Here is a 16594-nt window from a genome sequence, read left to right on the forward strand (position 1 = left end):
ACCGTCGGCGGTGTCACCGCCGGGCGGGCGTCGATCAGTTCCGCATCCGAACGTACCCCGTGGAGCGCTTACTCGCGCCAGACCCGAGAAGGCTTGATGCGGGTCGACGCCGGGAGCCAGCGGCCCGCCCCGCCGATGAAGGTGAGCACCACCGACGCGATCAGCGCGCCCACCGACACCCAGCTCAAGACGCGGTAGGCGATCGACACCTCGGGGTAGGCGAAGAGCAGGTCGGCCACCAGTGGCACGAATAGGATCACCAGCACGCTCACCGCGGCGTAGATGCTGCGCAGATTGCGGCTGTGGTGTTTGGCGATGCTCATCAGCAGCGGGTAGGTGATGCCCAGGGCGATCACCCAGCCGACCAGGAGCGCGGGCGGCCAGAAACTCGCCATCGACGACGCCGTGGCATCCGCGTCGATCGTGGTGACGTCGGCCATCTGCGGCTTCAGACGCGCCTCGAGGCGGTCCATCTCGCTGCCGAGGGTCGCGAATCCGTAGACGATGCACACCAGAGCGCTCGCCGCCGCCAGGTACCACGCGTACACCGCCCCGGTGGTGAGCGTCCACGGCGGCGGACCCGGATCGGACTTGGGCCGCGGATAGTGCGAGGTCAGATCCGACCGCTCGCGATTGGCGGCGAGCTCGGCCAGGTCCTGCGCGTCGAGTTCGGCCTGAGTCGGGATGGGCTCACCGTCGCCGGGCTGCCCCCACGAGCTCGGATAGGTCATCGGGAGATCTTCACCATCCGACCCAGCGTGCCCTGCCAGAGGGAGCCGTCCGGCGCGATCATGCCGGTCAGCTGCAGCGGCTCGTCGATCGGCGCGATGCCGATCTCACGGGTCACGACGCGCTTGCCGGTGCGGAAGTCGACGGCCACGTAGTTCACCGGACCCAGCTGCTGCGGTCCGCCGCGGTACGGGCCGTAGCCGAGCGAGTGGATCAGGCCGTCGGCGGTGGACAGGCGCGGCAGCGTGGCCATCCGGTCGTGGCTCTCCCACACCCGGGTGCACTTGCCCGGCGCCACGTCGATCCTGGTCATCGCGCCGACGAAGGGCGCGAAGAGCGGCGCCGCCGGGCCGCCGCTCTCGGCGATCGGCGGGTACTGGAAGCCGTAGGTGCTCGGGATCACCAGGGTGTTGCCGGTCGCCATCGGCGAGTTCTCGGTGCCCTGGTTGGCCGTCGGGAAGGCCCGCATCGAGCAGACCGGGGTGCCGTCATCACTGCGGAAGACGTGCAGGCGCGGCACGGCCGCACTGTCGACGATCGCGACCCAGTCGGTGCCGCCCGGCCCGAAGTAGGTGGGCGTGGTGCCCGAACCCCAGGTGAGCTGGCCGGGCTTGCGGGCCGCACCGCGGTCGTAGGCACGACGCCACGTGGTGGTCGGCACGCCGTCGGCGCCGGCCCACATCTCGTACAGGGCGTGGGTGGTCAGCACGGACACGCCGCCGGGTCGCACCGACAGCCCGTTGCCGAGCTCTTCGCCGCGTGGCAGGTGCATGGAGGCCACCTTCTTGCCGGTGACCGTGCCGACGAGGCCGCGGGTGGTGACCCACCAGATGCGCCCGGTGTGATCCGGGGCCAGGCCGGTCACCGCGTCCCCGCGCAGGTGCTTGGAGATGTCGATCCGTTCGGAGACGTACAGCTGCCAGCCGCCCGAGGTACGACGGTGCGCCACCCGCAGGATGGCGCCGCTGCCGTCGGCCACCACCACGCGGTTGCGGTCGTCGAGGTAGCCGTAGACGCCGCCGAGCAGACCGCCCTTGGTCAACGGGAGCTTGGCCAGGACGGCCGCCGTGTTCTTGTCGAACAGGGTCACCACGGGGGTGGCGAACTGCGGCGGACTGCCGGCGATCACGTTGGTGCACAGGGAGACCGGCATCTGATCGGAGCCGATGAAGGTGGCCGCGCACGGCCCGCCCGGGACGCTCGAGGCGGCCAGGTGCGCGGTCTTGCCCGGTCCGCGGAACGCGGTGCTGTCGGTGGACGCCAGGTCGCCGTGCATCAGCGAGGTCCACTTGGGGCCGAGGCCCGGTATGCCGCTGGGCTCGGCCGACGCCGGTGCCGCGACGGAGCCGGAGAACGCGAAAGTCGCGGCGGCGGCCACCGCAGTGACCACCGCCGCGACCGGACGGAACCTCAGTTTTGCCATGACGGCAGTTCATCACATCGCACCGCGCGGGGTGCGAGGTAGTGCCCCTCTCGGGGTCAGCGGTGGAACTCTCCCAGGATGAAGCTGGTGCCGGGCAACAGGAACTGGAGCATCGGCAGAGCGTGATTCACCACGAGGCCCGGGACGATCGGCGGGATGTAGCTGGTCGTCAGCTGCACGTCGGCGCCCTGTGCCCGCCAGTCGCGGTACAGCTGCTTGACCTGCCCGGTGGGGATCACGTCGTCGTGCACGCCGGTGGAGATCAGCACCGGTGCGTTTGGCTTGAGCCGACCGATCCGCTGGTCGTCGAGCATCTGCTGCACTTCGGGCCGGCGCGCGATCACGGCCGACAGCGGCTTGCCGTCGCGCGTCCACTGCGCGGAGCGCTGGAAGCCCGCGGCCAGACCGGTGTCGCCGATGCACTGGGTGGCGGCGTTCGCCAGCACCTGGCGACCCTGCGCGGTGAGTTCCTTGCGCAGGATCGGCGTCAGGGCCGGGTAGCGGGCCTGCAGGCCGTTGATCGCGTAGCCGATGCCGCCAGCGATGAACGTGCCGTCGATCTGATCGATCACCTTGCTCAGGTCGGCCGGCGGCGCGCCCGCGTAGGTGGCCTTCACGTTCACATCGGGGGCGTAGTCCTGCGCGAGCTCAGCGGCCGACGCCGCGGCGCCGCCGCCCTGCGAGTAGCCGGAGAAGGCCACCGGCGCGTCCTCGGGTGCCTTGCTGATGGTGAGCGCGGCGCGCGCGGCGTCGAGCATGGCCCGACCGGACTCGACCCGGTTCACATACGTGTGAACGCCGGGGGTGGCCATGCCCACGTAGTCGGTCACCGCCACCCGCACGCCGTTCAGCAGCAGCAGGTGCATCTCCAGTCCGGCGTAGTTGACCCCGATGCTGGGCTTGAACGGATCCAAGCTCATCGGCAGTGCCAGCATCTTGGACCCGGCACACTGGTCGCCCTGGCCCACGGTGCCCGGACCGATCACGACGGTCGGACGCGGGCCCTTGCCCTGCCACGGGGCGGTCGGTTCGACGACGTAGCCGGTGACCGCGGTGGGCTTCCCGTTCTGCAGCGTCGACGTGTACATCATCTTCTTGGCATTACCGGGCCACTGGTTGGGCAGGCCCGGAGTCTGCAGCAGCAGCGGCGTGGCCGCGGTGCGGATCACGCTGCCCGGCGTGGCCGAATAGGAGGCCGGCGGGCGATAGAAGTCGCCGACCGCCGCAGCGGGCGCCGCCGTCACCGCGGCCGTCGCACCGACCAGGGCGGTGCTCAGCACCAGCGCCCCCAGACCTCGCAGTGGCCGACGACGGCTCGTTGACATGTACTTTGAGATGAATCCCCGACCTGGTTTCATTTTAACGATACTAGAGGACACACATACTGATCCGTGCTAGCGCCCTCCAACACCACGCAGTGCGCCCGCCGAGTCTCACTCGACGGGCGCACGGCCACTTGCTGTGAAGTTGGGGACGGGTCGACTCAGACCAGCAGTTCGGCGATCTGAATCGTGTTCAACGCCGCACCCTTGCGCAGGTTGTCGCCCGCGACGAACAGCGCGAGACCGTGACCGTCCGGGGCACCCGGATCCTGGCGGATCCGACCGACCAGCGAGACGTCGCTACCGGCCGCGGCGAGCGGAGTCGGGACGTCGACCACCGTGACGCCGGCCGCCTCGGCCAGAATGGCGCGCGCCTCGTCGGGGGTCACCGCCTCGTCGAACTCGGCGTTGATCGACAGCGAGTGCCCGGTGAAGACCGGCACCCGCACGCAGGTCCCGCTCACCAGCAGGTCGGGCAGGCCCAGGATCTTGCGCGACTCGAAGCGCAGCTTCTGGTCCTCGTCGGTCTCACCGGAGCCGTCGTCGACGAAGTCGCCGGCCAGCGGCACCACATTGAAGGCGATCGGCGCCACGTACTTGACCGGCTCGCCCAGGTCCACCGCGGAACCGTTGTAGACGAGTTGCTCGGCGCCGTCGATCCCCTTGCGGACCTGCGTCGCGAGTTCCTCGACACCGGCCAGCCCGCTGCCGGACACCGCCTGGTAACTGGAGATCACCAGGCGACGCAGACCCTTGGCCGCGTGCAGCGGCTTGAGGACCGGCATGGCGGCCATCGTGGTGCAGTTCGGGTTGGCGATGATGCCCTTGGGCGGGTTCTGCGCCAACTCGCCGTTGACCTCGGCCACCACCAGCGGCACGTCGTCGTCCTTGCGCCACGCCGACGAGTTGTCGATCACGGTGACACCGGCCGCAGCGAAGCGCGGGGCCTGCACCTTCGACATGGTGCCGCCCGCGGAGAACAGCGCGATGTCCAGACCCGTCGGGTCCGCCGTCGTCGCATCCTCGATGACGATCTCGCCGCCGTTCCACGGCAGGGTCTTGCCCGCCGAACGCGGCGAGGCGAAGAACCGCACCTGGTCGGCGGGGAAGTTCCGATCCTGCAGGAGCTGGCGCATCACGCCGCCCACCTGGCCGGTCGCGCCGACCACTCCGAGGCTCACCATGTCTATCGACCCGTTCCGCCGTGCACCACGGCCTCTTCGTCGCCGCCGAGATCGAACGCCTTGTGGAGGGCGCGGACGGCGTCGTCGAGCTCCTCTTCCTGGCACAGCACCGAGATGCGGATCTCCGAGGTGGAGATCAGTTCGATGTTCACGCCGGCTTCGCTGAGCGCCTCGCAGAAGGTCGCGGTGACGCCCGGGTGGCTCTTCATGCCGGCGCCGACCAGCGAGACCTTGCCGATGTTCTCGTCGAGAACGAGCTTGGAGAAGCCGATCTCGTCCTGCAGTGCGCTGAGCTTCTCGATCGCCAGCTGGCCGAGTTCACGGGGCAGGGTGAAGGTGATGTCGGTCTTGCCGGTCTCCTCCTTCGAGATGTTCTGCAGCACCATGTCGATGTTGATCTCGGCGTCGGCGACGGCACGGAAGATCCGCGCCGCGTTGCCCGGGGTGTCGTCGATACCGAAGATCGTCACCTGAGCTTCGCTGCGGTCATGTGCCACACCGGTGAGAATCGCGTCTTCCACGGGGATGTCCTCCATCGATCCGGACACCATGGTGCCGGGTTTGGTCGAGTACGACGAGCGCACATGTACGGGAACGTTGTAACGGCGCGCGTATTCCACGCACCGGAGCATCAGGACCTTGGCGCCGCAGGCGGCCATCTCCAGCATCTCCTCGAAGGAGACCGTCTCGAGGTGGCGGGCGTCGGGCACGATCCGCGGATCGGCCGTGTAGATGCCGTCGACATCGGTGTAGATCTCACAGACGTCGGCCTCCAGCGCCGCGGCGAGCGCGACCGCCGTGGTGTCCGAGCCGCCGCGGCCGAGCGTCGTCACGTCCTTCGTGTCCTGGGCGACGCCCTGGAAGCCGGCGACGAGCACGATCTTGCCGTCGTCCAGCGCGCTGCGCACCCGTCCCGGCGTCACGTCGATGATCTTGGCCTTGCCGTGACTCGACGTGGTGATCACGCCGGCCTGCGATCCGGTGAAGCTCTGCGCGTCCTCGCCCAGCGCCTCGATCGCCATCGCGAGCAGCGCGTTGGAGATGCGCTCGCCAGAGGTGAGCAGCATGTCCATCTCGCGCTGCGGCGGCTTCGGGTTCACCTGCTCGGCGAGATCGAGGAGCTCGTCGGTGGTGTCACCCATCGCCGAGGCGACGACGACGACGTCGTTGCCCTCTCGTTTGGTCGCGACGATGCGCTCGGCGACGCGTCGGATCCGCTCCGCATCCGACACCGACGAGCCACCGTACTTTTGGACCACCAGTGCCACGTCGGGGCCTTCCTGTACTCGGTCTTTGCACGTCTTGCTTTCCCGGCCACTGTACCGGTCGGGACGTACGCGCCCCGAACCAGCGTCTCGCCCTGGAGCCGCCGCCTGCCGTGAGCGGACTCTGCGGGCGATCGCCGGGCGCCTCGGCTACCCTGACGCCTACTTGACGGACGACACGATGGGGTGCAATGGATCTCGGCCCGACTGGCGGGGCTCTGGCAGAGTCGCTCACCGGAGGTCCGGTGGCCCGCAACGTGGTCCTGCGCACAACGGTCCTCGAGCGGCTCGACGAGGCCCGCCGCCAGTTGGTGACCGTGGTCTGCGCCCCCGCGGGATACGGCAAGTCCCTCGCCGTCGCGTCCTGGCTGCGTGACCGGCAGATCACCGCCGCCTGGGTCAGCCTGGACGCGCGGTTCAACGATCCCGTCAAACTGTGGGCAGCGGTCGCCCGTGACCTGGCGCGGACGCTTCCGAGCAGCTCAGCCGAGTTCGCGCGCATCCGTGACTTCATCACCCACATCCCCGCGGAAGCCCCTTCGGCGATCGCGACGTGGCTCGCATCGAGGAACGACGAGGTGGTTCTCGTGCTCGACGATCTGCATCTGGTGAGCAATGACGAACTTCATTCGCAGCTCCTCGAACTGATCGGTTCGGCGGGACCGCACCTGCATGTGCTGGCCATCACCCGACACGATCCGCCCTGGCCCCTGCATCGGATGCGCCTCGACGGGATCCTGGACGAGCTGACCGTCGACCAGATCCGGTTCGACGACGATGCCGCCGCCGAGCTGTTCGGCATGCTCGGGATCTGCGTTTCGCAGGCCGACGTCCGAGCACTGGTGAGGCGGACGGAAGGCTGGGCTGCCGGCCTGCGTCTGGCAGCCCTGGGCATGCGCGAAGCGGCAGATCCGCACGCCTACGCCGAAAGCCTCTCCGGGCACGCCGGATACATCGCCGAGTACCTGCTGCACGAGGTCTACGAGCAGGTGCCGCCGTCGTGGCGAGACTTCCTCGACCGGGTCTGTGTGGTGGACGAAGTGTGCGCGGATCTGGCGACGGCGCTGGGCTGCGGACCCGACAGCGCGGACCTGCTCGCTCAGATGCAGCACGTCAACGCGTTCGTCGACGAGATCGGCTCGGCGGGCTGGTACCGCCTTCATCCGTTGCTCCTGGATTTCCTGCGTTCGCGAATAAGCGTTCGCGGCACCCGACGCACCCAGCACATCCGAGCGTCCGCGTGGTTCCGTCGGCACGGAGAGCCGCTCACGGCCCTGCGGCATTCGGTGGCAGCCGAGGAATGGAGCACCGCCGGAGAACTGGTCGGCAGGCACGTGGTGACCTGGACTGTTCGCAGATCGCCGACGGCGTTGCTGACACTGCTCGAACCCGTTCCACAGGAAGCGGTACTCGTCGAGCCCGAACTGGCGGTAGGACTGGCCGCCGCCCGTACGATGGCGGGGATCTCCGGCGGGGTCACCGAGTTGGTCGCCGCATCTCGGTCACGGATGCCGCGACTCCCCGCCACCCGCCGTCGCCGCCTCGATTTCCTCATCGAGCTGATCCACATCGGAACTCGCCGCTGGTCGAGCGATCTGGAAGCGCTACTCGACGGCTGCCGCCGGCTGCCGAAGAGCCCGGGGGCACTGTCCGAACTCGGCTTGAGCGACTGGGCCTCGCTCCGGACTCTCCTGCTAAGCAATCAGGGGACGTGCGAACTCTGGCTCGGCGATTACCACACGGCGGCGGCGACCCTGCACGACGCGGCCGCCGAGGATCCCGGGAGCCGCGTGGTTCTGCCCATCCTCAACGCGCAGGCGCACACCGCGCTCCTGCATTGGGCCTGCGGCGACCTCACCGTAGCCGGGCAGACAGCTGAGCGTGTCGTGGAGCGGTTCGGTAGGGGGGGACTCGCGCGGGCCGCGCAGGCGGCGGGAGCGTACCTGACCCTGGCCGGGGTCGCCTTCGACCGCGATGAGCGGGACAGCGCCGCACGCTGGCTCGACCTCGCCGAGTCTTCTTCGGTCGAACCGCACATGAGCCTTGCGATCGCGGTGCTGCGGGCTCGCCTGAACCTTGCTGACGGCCTGGTGGCCGACGCGCTGACGGCGATCGGCGACGCAATGCCCGCCGCCCCGTCGGCGGCAACGGCTCCGGCCCCGATCAATGCGGCGGCAGACTACTTCCGATCCCTGCTCGCGGAGGAAGGCCCGAGCCCCGCGCCTGCCCGCAATCACGCTCTCGAGCAGTTGCCCGCTGCCCCACCAGGTTCGCTCCGCCGGTGCCTCTTCGCATGCCTGCAGCGGATCGACGACCCACGGGTCGAGCACAATCTGCGCCTGGAGTCGCTGGAAGAGGCACTCGGATTGGCCGCAGCGGAGAACCTGCGCCGGCCGTTCCTCGATCGCGCCGCCCCGATTCGGCGGCTGCTCGCCGAGCGAATCGAGAGGGGAACGCGCCACCCACAGTTCGCACACGATCTGTTGACTCGGACACCTGACCGCTCCTCGCGCCGGGCAGATCCGGATCAGGGATTCTTCGTTCCGCTGAGCAGCCGCGAGACAAACGTGCTGCAGTACCTGATCGGCTCGATGACCACGGCGGAGATCGCCGAGGCGTTGTACGTCTCGGTCAACACGGTCAAGACCCATCAGCGGTCGATCTACCAGAAGCTCGGCGCCACCGGCCGGCGCGAAGCCGTCGCCCGAGCCCGGCATCTCGGCTTGTTGTGATCGTCTTCCTCGCCCATCGGGGCCGGCGAGGCCGCATGGGCGGATAGCGGAGGCTGAGCGCTGCGGCGAGCGTGAAGTAGCTGCGCAGGACCCGAAAGGCGATGAACAGCGGAATGTATCTCACAGAGGAGCGGCGCCAGCACAGGCAGACGGTCACCGTCAGCAACATCGACATCCCCAGCAAGGTCGCCGCGATCGGTTGCCAGCGGAGCGTCGGGTATGCGCTCTGGAAGACCAGGACGGCGAGCAACGTGAAGAGCAGCAGCGGGGCGAGCATCGCCCGGCGCGCGGCGTTGACGAGGTTGAACGGCAACACGAAGGTGCCGACCATCGTTCGACCGTCGAAGATCATGGCGCGGTTCCGCCCCGCCAAGTGATAGATGCTCCGGAACCATCTAGTCCGCTGCTCCCGCAGATGCGCGAACCCTGCCGGCGTCTCGCTGTAGTAGACGGCATGCGGATCAGCGACGTTCCGGTAGCCGGCCGCGGCGAGGCGCATGCAGATGTCGGTGTCCTCGCCGTTCATGCCCTCGACGATCCCGCCCACGGCACGCAGCTGGTCGCGGCGGTAGACGGCGAACATGCCCGGTATCCCCATCACACCGGCGTAAGCATCCAGCGAGATCTGATAGAAGCCGTGCCGCATATAGACCTCGATCAGCCGGCACTTGTCGATCCAGGTCCGTTCTTCGAGAGGCATCGGTATTCCACCCACGCAGCCGACGTCGGCAGCCGCGAAGTGACGCATCGCCTTACGAAGACAGTCGTCGCCGATCACCGTGTCGGCATCGATGCGGACGACGAACTCTTCGGTGATGCGTTCGATTCCGAGATTCAGCGCGATCGCTTTGCCTGGCTCGGGACAGTCCAAGACCTGCCCGGTGACGTGCGCACACGATGCCATCGCCGACTCCGCGACCGCGCGCGTGCCGTCAGTGGACGCGTTGTCCACCACGTAGAGGCCGATGTCACCGGGGTAGCTCGCCGCGGCGGCATCGACTGCGGCGATCGTGGCGCCGATGCTGTGCGCCTCGTTGTGCGCCGGCACCAGGACTCCGACCGGAGGGGAGAGCTCGACATCGCGGGTGCGGCGCAGCCGGCGGAACCCGACGAGCGCGGTGCTCGCCGCCAGCAACTGCTGCATGAGGAACACCCCGGCGCCGATGCCCCCGAGAATCGCCCAGTCCTTGAGCTGGTCGACTGCCGCCGTGAACACGCGCAGCGCGAGCACCGCGCCGACGGCGGAGAGCAGCAGGCAGCACGCGAGCACCGCGAAGGATCCCAGCGAGATCCGGGATCCGGTAGGTGGCTCGATCGTTTCCGGAAGGTGCGCCTGACGGAGCACCGTGTGCGGAAAGATCGCTAGCGCGGCCAGACCGGAGATCATCTGGCCGCCGAAAACCGAGATCGTGAGTATTCCAGCTTCGTGGAGCAGCCACCCGGCGGTGTCGACGACGATGCAGAACGCGGCGAACTTACCGAGGAGCGAGAACGCCAGAAACGCCCGCCGCCAGAGGTTCGTATACGCGTACACGGCATAGGTGAAGAAGAAGATCACCAGGAACAACCGCAGCGGGAACGCGACATCGCCGCGGCCGTCGGCGAAAACGACCAGGTCCGTCGGCACCTGAGCGAACCCGGTGTAGTGCGCGAGCAGGCGCGCGCACATCATCAGGATCGAGATCCCGACGAAGGTGACCAGAAAGCCGTTGGTACCGCTCGCCGGCCGACTGACAGAATAGCCCCTGGGCGCACTGTCGACCGATCGGAAGAAGTCGCGGACTGGCATCTGCGCCTCGTGATCGGCCGCCGCGCGGCCACCGGTCACGGCGGACTCTGCCGCGGTGGAGATTCGGTGACCACCGCGCCGTCGGGCTCGACGGTGAAGCGCCCTTGCGCCGTGATGACCTCCACGTCCGTACGCCCGAAGACGGTGTTCGGCGGTGCCGACATCGCGCCGGCTCCGGTGAGCGACAGGCCTCGTCCACCGGCATCCCCGCGCGCAGTCTGGACCAGCAACCCCTCGCTGAACGACGGCACGTCCAGCAGGGAGCCGAAGGACAGACTGATCAGCCGGCCGTCCCGGAGGACCAGCGGCGTGGACACCGCGTCGGCATCGCCCAGAACGATGAACGCGTCGCGGCCGTCGGGAGCGGTGTTCCACCGAAAGTCCGGGTACACCTGGGCGGCGACGAACTCCGCCACGACGGGTACGGACCGGTTCAGCACAGCGATCACGTCCTCGCTGCCCGGGCCCGGCACGTACACCGCGGCTCCGGCGCTCAACTGCTGAGGCACCGCCGTGAACCCCACCCCTCGATCGTCGCCGATCTCCAGCGCCGACGCCTGGTTCAGCTGGATCGGGTACTCCGTCACGCGCACATCGCAACCACCCAGGTTGCGGTCTCGGCTGACCGTGAACGCCAGGGAGTTGTTCACCCGCATCGCCGTCGCGGGAAGGGGTACGCGAACTTCCCCACGGGTCGGATTGAGCGGCACGTTTCCGACCAGGACGCCGTTGAGCTCGGTCGTCAGAATCCACGTGATGTCGTCCGGTGACGCCGGGAGCTCGACCGAGACCGCCGAGGAGGACGGTATCCGTCCTCCGGGCAGATCGGCCAGCGCGAACGGAACCCGCCAGGTCCGGGTCTCGGTGATCGTCGTCGCCGACAAATCGGCACCGAGCACTTCGACGCCCACCCGATCGCCGGTCGACTGTTGTGCCGGGGCGACGGCGGTCGGTGCACTCGACGGAGAGTCGGCGGTGATGACTGTCGGAGTGCCGAGAAAGCGCGCCGCGAGGGCGCCCTGCGGCGCCGTGACGGCCACTACCGGCGAATCGCCGATCCGTCCGACCTCGAGCGGCCCGCGCCCGTCGCCCTCGCCTGTCCACCCGAAGCGGTCCGACAGCACGTTCGCCGGGCCGACCAGGAGCGTGTCCCGGGCGTCTGCGTCCGGCACGGCGTCGGTGAACTCCACACCGTATCCGTGCCGCGTCAGTGCCATCCCCACCTGGGCTGCGGCGGTCAGCCACGCCGGATCGTGATCGCCGACGGCGACCACCATGGCCCGCCCCCAGCCGGCCACCGCGTCGCGCACACTCGCCACCGGGGCGCTGAGCGCCGCCTCCACCAGGCTCGCCGGGTCCAGATGGACCAGCATCCCCGCACTGTGGTCCGCCGAACAGCGCTCCTCGTGCCGCTCGCCGTCGACAAAGATCCGGATCCGGAGTTCGCCGTCACCTGTGGCGCCGTCGGGGATCTCCACGTACCGGTCGATGGTGTCGTCCCCGGACGCGATCTTCGCCCGGTCGATCAGCTGGCCGTTGACCGAGACGCTCAAGAACGCAGTACTCGTGTCCGGCACGCGACTGGATCCGACGAGTCGGAGCCGGGCCTGATCGGTGTCGACGTCTACCGGTAGTCGCACGGCGAAGGTTCGTGACGGGTTCTCGTCAGACAGCCAGATCCCGTCAGGATCACCGGCCGTCGCCAGTGACTTGCTGAAGTGCCGATCGGCGGGGACGCGCAGACTCTGATCGTCGATGTCGTGGGTGAACCAAGACGGGCGGCTGACCAAGAGCACGAGCAGCGTCGCCAGCGCGATCGCGAGAACCAGCCACGCCGCCTTCGGCACCACCCGCCGCCGTTCGCCCGGAAAGTAGTCCTCGGCGCCGTCCGCCGAGTTGCCCGGATCAGCGCCCTCGGTCATGTGCGGCCGGCCTCCGCCGCGGTTCGGCGACCCTCGTTCCAGTACGACCGGCACGGGATGCGATCACGATCCACGCGATCGGAGTACCGCAGAGCGAGGTCGTACTCGTCGGCGAGCAGACCCGAGCTCAGCGGTATCGGATCCAGTCCGAGCAGACGCAGACTGTCGTTCCGGGCGGAGAGCTCGTTCGCGTCCGCTTCCAGACGAGGGTTGATCACCGTACCGATCTGCGCGCCGAATTCGTCGGCGACCAGCCGCGCCAGATCGGCGACGCGATGCGTCTCAGTCATCTGGTTCATCACTCGCACCCGATCGTCGACGGCATCGCCGGACTCCACGGCCATTCGGATGCAGCGAACCGAGTCACGGATGTGGATGAAGGCCCTGGTCTGTCCACCGCTGCCGTGCACCGTGAGCGGGTGACCCACCGCGGCCTCCACCAAGAACCTGTTGAGCACTGTGCCGTAGTCGCCGTCGTAGTCGAAGCGGTTGATCAGTCGCGGGTCCCGGCACGTCTCGTCGGTCTGTGTGCCCCAGACGATGCCCTGGTGCAGATCGGTGATCCGGATGCCGTCGTTCTACGCGTAGAACTGGAACATCACTTGGTCCAGCGACTTCGACAGATGATAGACGCTTCCCGGACGTGTCGGGTAGAGGATCTCCCGGTGATGAAGCAGCCCGTCCCGGTCGGGATAGGTGACCTCCAGATAGCCTTCCGGAATGTCCATCGGCACGGACTCATACCCGTAGACGCCCATCGTTCCAAGGTGCACCACGTGGACGTCCTGCCTGGTCTCGGCGAGCGCGGCGAGCAGGTTGTGCGTGGCATCGACGTTGTTGTCGATCGTGGCACGACGATGGGCGGGCGACTTCATCGAGTACGGCGCCGATCGCTGTTCGGCGAAATGCACTACTGCGTGCGGCTTCGCTTCGGTCAGCAGCCCGACGAGGGACTCGTAGTCGGCGGCGACATCGACACACGAGAATCCGATCCGGAGCCCGGTCGCCTCCGTCCAGGCGGCGAGCCGGGTCTCCAGCGATGCGATCGGTGTCAGTGATCCGGCACCGAGTTCTTCGTCGGCGCGCCTGCGAGCGAAGTTGTCGACCACGGTGACCTCGTGACCCGACGCCGACAGATGCAGCGCGGTCGGCCAGCCACAGAACCCGTCGCCGCCCAGACAGATGACTCGCATCGCTCCCGCTCCTACGGCGTGACGATCGCGAAGTTCTTGTCGCCGGGGTCCAGAACGGCGCCCAGTCTTTCCAGTACGGTCACATCGCCCGCCAACTCGGCGCCCGACTCCGTCAGTGCTCCTGCAGTGAGTCGCCCCGCCGCCAGGGCGAGCAACGCCGCCTTCGTGGTCGTGAGAGTGGCATCGGGGCCCTCTGCCTGCGCCGCCGCCGTGTAGGTCAGCACACCGTTCGCCAGGCGGAGCCGGTAGCGCTGGTCGAGGTCGGTCAGAACGACGTCGATCGACAGCTTCTCGTCCCAGGCGGCCGGGCCGTTCACCTGAATGGCGATCGCATCGAACAGCATGGTCGGGGTGAGCTGACCGATGACGTCAGGCGCCGTCGTCTCGGTCGGTGTACCGAACTGCCCGTCACGAAGCTCGGTGGCGCCCGACAGGTAGAAGTTGCGCCACGTACCGTTCTCCGCACCGTATCCGAGCTGCTCGTAGGCGTCGGCCAGCAGATCACGGGCAGCGGCGTTGTCGGGTTCGGCGAAGACGACGTGGTTCACCACCTGTGCCACCCAGCGGAAGTCTCCTTCGTCGAACGACGCCTTCGCCTTCGTCAGCACCGCATCGGCGCCACCCATGAACTTCACGTACCGCTTGGACTGCTCGACCGGAGTGTGTTCCCACAAGCTCGCCGGGTTGCCGTCGAACCACCCGAGATAGCGCTGGTAGATGGCCTTCACGTTGTGGCTGAGCGAGCCGTAGTAGCCGCGCGCGGACCACGCGTTCTCCAGGGTGGGCGGCAGTTCGATCTCCTCCGCGATCTCGGGTCCGGTGAGCCCCTTGTTCATCAGCCGCAGCGTCTGGTCGTGCACGTAGGCGTACAGATCGCGCTGGGTCCGCAAGAACTCGACGACGCGCTCGTTGTCCCAGGTCGGCCAGTGATGCGAGGCGAAGACCACCTCGACCTCGTCACCGAACAAGTCGATCGTCTCGGTGAGGTACTTCGCCCAGCCGTGCGGATCACGCACCACCGCGCCGCGCAGGGTCAGCAGGTTGTGAAAGGTGTGCGTGGCGTCCTCTGCAGCGCACAGGGCTTTGAACTGCGGCAGATAGATCAGCATCTCCGACGGCGCCTCGGTGTCCGGAGCCATCTGGAAGACCATCTCCACGCCGTCGACCGTCTCGGTGTGGCCGGTTGTGGTGACGATGTCGGTCGGGGGAAGCAGAGTGACCGTTCCCACCGAGAGCGTCTGGCCGAGTCCGGCACCGACCTGTCCCTTCGGCCCGCGGGCGAGGGCGGCCCCGTACATGTAGGCGGCACGACGGTTCATAGCCGTGCCCGCGAAGACGTTCTCCGACACCGAGTGCTCCAGAAAGCCCTCGGGCGCGAAGATCTTCACCTCGCCCGAGTCGACCTGCTCCTCGGAGACGAAGGCGCGGATTCCGCCGAAGTGGTCAGCGTGCGAGTGCGTGATGACCACTGCCTTCACCGGTCGGTCGCCCCGGTGCGCACGGTACAGCTCAAGCGCGGCCGCGGCCGTCTCCTCCGACAGGAGGGTGTCGATGACGACGATCCCCTCGTCACCCTCGATGATCGAGATGTTCGAAAGATCCATGCCGCGGACCTGATAGATGCCCGGCACCACCTCGAACAGTCCGTCGACGGCCGCCAGCTGCGACTGCCGCCACAGGCTCGGATTGACCGAGTCCGGCGCGTCCCCGGACAGGAACGAGTACGTGTCGTTGTCCCACAGCACGGTGCCGTCTTCGGCGGTCACGGCGTTGGGTTCCCGCCGCGCGACCAGTCCGCGCGTCGCATCGTCGAAGTCCTGCCGATCACCGAACGGCAACTGGCTGAGCAGCGCTGCGTTCTGTTCGGCTATCACTCGGCTCACCGGCTTGGGTGTGTGAGACATGATTCGAGAATCCTTTCCACTCCGTTGCTCTGACCGGTCTGGCATCGGGCCTCCGACGTTACGGAATCGCGGCGCGGGCGGATCACCTTCGGCGGGTGGTATCGCATGGCACATCGTCGTCCGTCGCGTCGGTCAGCCCGCTTCTTTGCGACCTCCGACGGTGTAGTCCACCACCAGCCGGGGTTCCCACGGAACCAGAGCGTCGACGCTGCGCTGCAGCTCGTCGACCGGCGGCAGCTGCTCCGGCCCCGTCAACCGCACCGTCGCCGAGTTCGCGGTCAGCGTGACCCCGGTGACCTGACCGGACACTCCGTGCGCCTGAAGCCAGGAATCGGCGGCATCCGCGATCTGGCGGCTCCACAACGTGTTCAGGGAGTTGATCGTCATCGGAACCGCGATCACCAGCAGCGCGCAGGCGAACACCAGCTGGATGCGGCGTCCCCGCCAGACTCCTGCCCTGCCCTCGCCCGCGGAGCGATAGCCCGCGAGGCTGAAAACCAGCACACCGGTGACCACCATCGCGAGCACATTCGAGGCGAACAGGACCAGCGCGCCTACGGCCAGCGAGTAGGCGCCGGAGCCGAGGCAGACCCCCACCACCCCGAGCGGCGGCACCAGGGAGATGGCGATCGCGACCCCCGGCAGCACGTCGGCGACATCCCGCCGGGTGATGGCGATCGCACCCACGAGCCCCGTGGCCAACGCGGCGAGCAGGTCCGCGATGGCCGGCGAGGTCCGGCCGAGAACTTGCGAATTGGACAGCACCCCGGCCGGATTCGGAAGGATCTGCGCGATCAGCACGCCCATCACGACCACCACCGCGACGCCGCCGAGAATCGTCACCGCACTGCCCCGCACCAACGCCAACCGCCCGGTCACGATGCCGAGCCCGAGGCCGAGGATCGGAGTCGACAACGGCGCCACGATCATCGCCCCGATGACGGTGGCGGTGCTGTCGGTCGCGATGCCGCAGACCGCGATCACCCCGGACAACGTCAGCATGGTCCAGAACGCCGAGGTCTTCGCCTGGCGATCGCCCGCGGCGAGATCGAGGCGGTCGGAGATGTCGGCCACGTCGCGCCGCTGCGAAACCGGGATGAGGGTGGCCACGACCGCCTCCTTGGATCGAGT

The 16594-nt window shown here is 68.2% G+C and carries 10 protein-coding genes and 1 pseudogene; 1 reads left to right on the top strand and 10 read right to left on the bottom strand.

All coding sequences use genetic code 11. The features are described 5' to 3' along the window. Positions 1-68: 68 nt before the first annotated feature. The 5 genes from ABD989_RS04105 to ABD989_RS04125 form a co-directional block, all read right to left on the bottom strand. Entirely contained in the window at positions 69-731 is a 663-nt protein-coding gene (locus ABD989_RS04105; RefSeq protein ID WP_345312531.1) for a hypothetical protein, read from the bottom strand. Continuing rightward, positions 728-2152 (bottom strand): hypothetical protein, encoded by a 1425-nt coding sequence (locus ABD989_RS04110; RefSeq protein WP_345312532.1) that lies wholly within the window; start codon positions 2150-2152, stop codon positions 728-730. The genes ABD989_RS04105 and ABD989_RS04110 overlap by 4 nt, the downstream gene beginning before the upstream one ends. Before the next feature lie 56 nt (positions 2153-2208). After that, a complete protein-coding gene (locus ABD989_RS04115) occupies positions 2209-3510 on the bottom strand; it encodes a lipase family protein (RefSeq protein ID WP_425556474.1) in 1302 nt (433 codons plus the stop codon). A 125-nt stretch (positions 3511-3635) separates the two neighbouring features. Continuing rightward, positions 3636-4658 (bottom strand): aspartate-semialdehyde dehydrogenase, encoded by a 1023-nt coding sequence (locus tag ABD989_RS04120; protein WP_345312534.1) that lies wholly within the window; start codon positions 4656-4658, stop codon positions 3636-3638. A 2-nt stretch (positions 4659-4660) separates the two neighbouring features. Further along, positions 4661-5926 (bottom strand): aspartate kinase, encoded by a 1266-nt coding sequence (locus tag ABD989_RS04125; RefSeq protein ID WP_345312535.1) that lies wholly within the window; start codon positions 5924-5926, stop codon positions 4661-4663. A gap of 188 nt (positions 5927-6114) precedes the next feature. Between ABD989_RS04125 and ABD989_RS04130 the strand changes: the two genes are divergently transcribed. Then, a complete protein-coding gene (locus tag ABD989_RS04130) occupies positions 6115-8655 on the top strand; it encodes a winged helix-turn-helix domain-containing protein (protein WP_345312536.1) in 2541 nt (846 codons plus the stop codon). On the opposite strand, the gene ABD989_RS04135 is transcribed toward ABD989_RS04130, so the two are convergent. From ABD989_RS04135 to ABD989_RS04155, 5 genes and pseudogenes are all read right to left on the bottom strand, one after another. Next, entirely contained in the window at positions 8564-10483 is a 1920-nt protein-coding gene (locus ABD989_RS04135) for a glycosyltransferase family 2 protein (protein ID WP_345312537.1), read from the bottom strand. The two genes, ABD989_RS04130 and ABD989_RS04135, sit on opposite strands and share 92 nt — an antisense overlap. Further along, positions 10480-12366: a hypothetical protein gene (locus ABD989_RS04140; protein ID WP_345312538.1), complete on the bottom strand. Its 1887-nt coding sequence runs from the start codon at positions 12364-12366 to the stop codon at positions 10480-10482. The genes ABD989_RS04135 and ABD989_RS04140 overlap by 4 nt, the downstream gene beginning before the upstream one ends. Continuing rightward, positions 12363-13559, bottom strand: a pseudogene (locus tag ABD989_RS04145) (NAD-dependent epimerase/dehydratase family protein). Before ABD989_RS04145 ends, ABD989_RS04140 begins: the two are co-directional and overlap by 4 nt. A gap of 11 nt (positions 13560-13570) precedes the next feature. Continuing rightward, positions 13571-15463 (bottom strand): alkyl/aryl-sulfatase, encoded by a 1893-nt coding sequence (locus ABD989_RS04150; RefSeq protein ID WP_345312539.1) that lies wholly within the window; start codon positions 15461-15463, stop codon positions 13571-13573. 132 nt (positions 15464-15595) lie between these two features. Beyond that, positions 15596-16573, bottom strand: a complete 978-nt coding sequence (locus tag ABD989_RS04155) for a TIGR00341 family protein (protein WP_345312540.1) — start codon at positions 16571-16573, stop codon at positions 15596-15598. Positions 16574-16594: the final 21 nt, after the last annotated feature.

It is taken from the genome of Gordonia alkaliphila, from assembly GCF_039542465.1.
GTDB lineage: Bacteria > Actinomycetota > Actinomycetes > Mycobacteriales > Mycobacteriaceae > Gordonia > Gordonia alkaliphila.